Source organism: Vibrio sp. 10N.222.46.A1 (genome assembly GCF_041473595.1).
GTDB classification, from domain to species: domain Bacteria; phylum Pseudomonadota; class Gammaproteobacteria; order Enterobacterales; family Vibrionaceae; genus Vibrio; species Vibrio tasmaniensis_A.
The window spans coordinates 1-4,255 of the sequence record NZ_JBFRSN010000550.1 but is presented as its reverse complement, the minus strand read 5'-3'; the positions used below and the strand labels follow the sequence as shown (position 1 = coordinate 4,255).

The window sequence follows — 4,255 nt, the reverse complement described above, 5'->3', positions numbered from 1 at the left end:
ATTATATTTTCTATAAATCATAAACCACCTTAAATCTAACCTCAGTCAGAGTACAGGGTAAATTATAGAGAGGTCTTTATATGGAAAAGCAAAGAGAACGACGTCAATGGGGAACTTGGATAAAGAGTGTTTTCATCTTTTTTATCGGAGGGTTAATTTTTAGTTCACAAACCTATGCCCAAGGGAAAAAAACCTACACTTGGTTTATCAATAAGCCAAATAATGCAACCTCGTCAGTTCCTTCCTTGAAGGATCTAACTGTAAATGACATCTTGAGTGATGAAGATTACTTGAGTAAAAATACGAAAGAAAGACAGACTGGTATTCTCGTTGATGGGGTTATTCAACCTTGGGTTTATCATTGGGCTAGAATAGAAGATCGTCTAGATCCAGATACTGCCTTAAACAAGCTAAATCATCGTTATACCGCCCTAGTCCGTCCTAGGGCTACATTAGAAAGAATTCCTGACGCTATCACTAGCCCTGACCGTGTTCGATTTGATTATTGGGATTATCTTGAAGGAATGGTCTTTTGGGGAGGAAGCTCTCAAGAAGGCACAATTTTAGCCCCTGACCCTCAATGGATTGAAGAAGCTCATGTGAAAGGAGTCAAGATTTATGGCAGCGTCTTTTTGCCTAGTCTCTCCCATGGAGGAAATTTTCAAGATTGTCGAGATTTAGGGACAGTCAGTTTGATGACAAAGCTCATTGAATTGGCTGACGGACTGAATTTTGAAGGATGGTTTTTAAATGTTGAAAGTTTTTCTGGGGAGCAACAGCGAGAAACCTGTATTAATCAAATTGATTCAGCGCTAAGTGACAGTAGGATTACTACATTACAACAAGAAAAAAATATAGAATTTATAAAATATATTGGTTCAGAGGGCTATAGTGGTTGGATATCAGACGCCGATATTACTCCAAATGGCTTTATAGAACCAAGAATGAAAGCATCTCCTCATAGTAATGAAGTCGATTATTATCTCATTAGTGAATATGGTGCAGAAGCTTTAAACGAGATCAGAAATCCTGCTAAGTTCAATTCAAATAAGCAATATCTTATGTTTCCCAATGCTTCTTATTGGGGGCAGTTAGATCAGACAACTAAGTATACTATAGAAGTAGGTGCCCGAAACAATGCGGAACAAGTCGCCAAGCAATATTGGGAAGGAATGTTGGGTAACGATGAGCGTAAAGAATCAGAGGAGTATAATTGGAATGGTGTTTCTCAATATACTAAGAAGCGGAGTACAGATGCCCAGCTAGAACGTTTTCCTGTTCTTGCCTATCAGGATATTAATTTTCAAGGATCCTTGACCCATCTTAATTACGGAAGGTCTTCTGCTGAAGAGATAAATGCTATAGGAGAGATTTCGTCGATTAAGGTAGGGCCAAAAAGTTACGTTCGCTTATGTAAAAGTACTGATTATTCAAATTGTTTGACTGTATGGGGGCTGGATCTTGATTTTGTGGGCGAAGAAATGAACGATTCTATTGTCCATCTTGAGGTTGGTCCGCTTGAACTATACCCAGAAAATGTTGTTTTCTATACTGATCAGTACTTTCAAGGCCAAAAGTTGACTCTTGATCGAACTAACGCATTCTACGATACAACTGACATTTACGACAGGGCATTCTATCGATCAATTTCATCTTTGGTTGTGCCTCCAGGGAAAAAAGTACTCCTTTGTAATACAAGGACGGAAGACAGTTGTCAATTTCCCTATACTGGTACGGTAAAACTCGTAGCTGCCTCTGACAATGACGTCACACGTGGGGTTAAGATAATTGACCAACCGCAATTAACTTTAGCGACACTCTTTGCTCATCGAGACCAACAGCCTCCATTGTTTGAAATGCTCCAGCTTAACCATGTTTACAATGCTTCAGAGCTAGGGGATGTAGGTATTACTAGTTCTTCTCTTAGGTTGCACGATAAACAATATCAAGTGAAAGCTTGCCTTCAATCTAACCTAGAGGGCACATGTGATATCTACTATGCTGATAGTAATTATTTTGGTGATTTAAGAAATGACTCTTATCGCTCTTTTGTTATTGAAAAGCGTGATTTGAATAATGTTATAGGCCTCGCTTACATGGACCTTCAGTTACATGGACCTCAATATCCTTTGCTGACAGGGACGAATGAGAACTTCCCTGATATTTTTAGGGGAGGGATCTCTTCAATAAAGCTGCTCCTACCCGGCTATGAGTTTTCTTATTGCCTTACCGATAATCAACAAAATTTGGAATGTACTGGTTATAGGAGCAATGATTCTCTTGGTTTATCATCTGATTATGATGATAACAGAACCTTATCTATACGTATTCGTGAATAATTTTTTTAGGGTCAAGAAGGACTTTAAATTGAAATTTAAGGGATCCCAATAAGGTTAGCAATTTCGCCTTATATCCTCGCTCGATCGGGCGGGGATATAAGGCGTCAGTCGCGATAGCGGCTTAATCTGGTGTTAGGTGTTATTGGCTTTCTACATATGCTTTAAGAGTTTCTATTGTTGCCCCTCCTGCTGTACAAGCAAAGTAATATCGCGACCATAAGCAGCGCTTTTGCTTTGCCTTGTTAGGTGGGTATCCTGCAATCTAAGCATTCTTGATGATATGGATTTGAGGTTATTCACCATCACGCTAATTGACAACTTTGGCGGATATGATAACAAGACTAATAGGGAAAATTTGCAGAATGGAACGATCAAAAACACTGCATTTTAATAACTTAAATTTCCAACGCTAGTACTACTTGGAGAGCCTCACCCACTCTTGCCTCACGTTGTTTCCCTCAATGGAGAGCACCAATGAAACCAAGATTCCGACACAAACGTCAACACAGTGCGCGATTAAAAAACTAAAACACCCACCATGATATGTCCCCTGAAAAACAACCCGAATCACTCTTTGTTCTCGATATGCTCGACGGCAACGACTGGTGACCCCTTGTACTCACTAATCCAGCTTACGCAACATAGAGGTTACACCCTAGAGCCTTATCATCACGATTAATCACTCAACCCCCGTCCCAAGCCTTGCCATTGCAAGGCTTTTTTACGTTAATTTATCAAGGAATTACCATGTCAAGTAAGACCATCTTGAATTCTGACCATTTACCGATATTAAAAAAACAATTACACACTATTCTCAATCAACTTACCGATGCTGAAATTATTTCAAACAGCCCAATTAAAAAAAACACATGGTTATCGATTTGTGCTCAAGCGATAGGTTATAGCGACTGGGACGACTTAAAAGCGCAGACAGTAACGCACCACGTCTCAGCCCATAACATTGTATTTAACCAAGTGTCCATTATCCCTTTTATTCAGAGCGTGAGGGTAAGTCTAGGAGAGCACATCGACAACATTGAAGGATTTGCCTGTGTCATTCTAAGGAACTTAACTCCCGAAGAGCGAAACGCCATGAACGGCAAGGAAGGTGATCTTCCACCCTTACCCAAAGCCCCGACGTCCTATACATTAGAACTAGGTCCCAATACTGTTTATGCTTCCGACCTTTTAGATTGGCTCTGGCCTACCACCAAAAATCACCAAGTGGCCCCTATAAATAATCACTATTTAGAGCACGTGAAAGAAAAGCGAATTAACTTGAGTAAGCCACAAGTAAAAAAGCGCTCATTAGATGTTTACCCGCGCTCTGGCATGTTAGTAAGGGACATCTTAGGACAACTGGTTTCAGAGGGGTATCTAGAATTCAACGACACGCAAACATGCGTATCTTTTACACAAAAAGGTTTCAATTATTTAAATGGAAAAATGACCAACGAATATGACTCTGAATGGAAAGGATGGTTTAAGGCGTTTGTAGCTCATATCAAAAAAATCCCATACCGATACATCAAAATAGATTGGACACCCTATATCTATTTATATTCACGTGGAATGTCCCCCATTGAGGCGGCAAAAAATCTTGAATGGTCAGAATGCTACACTCAAGCGCACTCTGAGATCCGCTCCGCTCTTAAACACCAACTCAACATCAACTTACCTCTGTATCCCAAAGAACGATACCTGCAATTTACGCCCAGAATATTTCTGACACCTGAGCTTACCAGCAACAAGGTAACAGACATTCATTTTGAATTTATAGGACCCGACTGGGCTAAACCAAACGGCAATCCAAAAACAAAGCGCTTTTGGCCAAACAAACGCTACGTGTCTGTTTATTTAGATACCTCCCCCAAAAGTCGAGGTTGGTATGCCGTCATTCCCGATGAGGTTGATTG

General features: G+C 40.1%; 2 protein-coding genes and 1 pseudogene. 2 read left to right on the top strand and 1 reads right to left on the bottom strand.

The features are described from left to right. Positions 1-80: 80 nt before the first annotated feature. Positions 81-2,339 (top strand): endo-beta-N-acetylglucosaminidase, encoded by a 2,259-nt coding sequence (locus tag AB4496_RS15645; RefSeq protein WP_102257495.1) that lies wholly within the window; start codon positions 81-83, stop codon positions 2,337-2,339. A gap of 139 nt (positions 2,340-2,478) precedes the next feature. Here AB4496_RS15645 and tnpA read toward each other — a convergent pair. Further along, a pseudogene (gene tnpA / locus AB4496_RS15640) lies at positions 2,479-2,681 on the bottom strand (IS200/IS605 family transposase); the annotation flags it as partial. A 405-nt stretch (positions 2,682-3,086) separates the two neighbouring features. Here tnpA and AB4496_RS15635 point away from each other — a divergent pair. Then, a partial coding sequence (locus tag AB4496_RS15635) for a hypothetical protein (RefSeq protein ID WP_372081158.1) occupies positions 3,087-4,255 on the top strand: 1,169 nt, incomplete at its 3' end.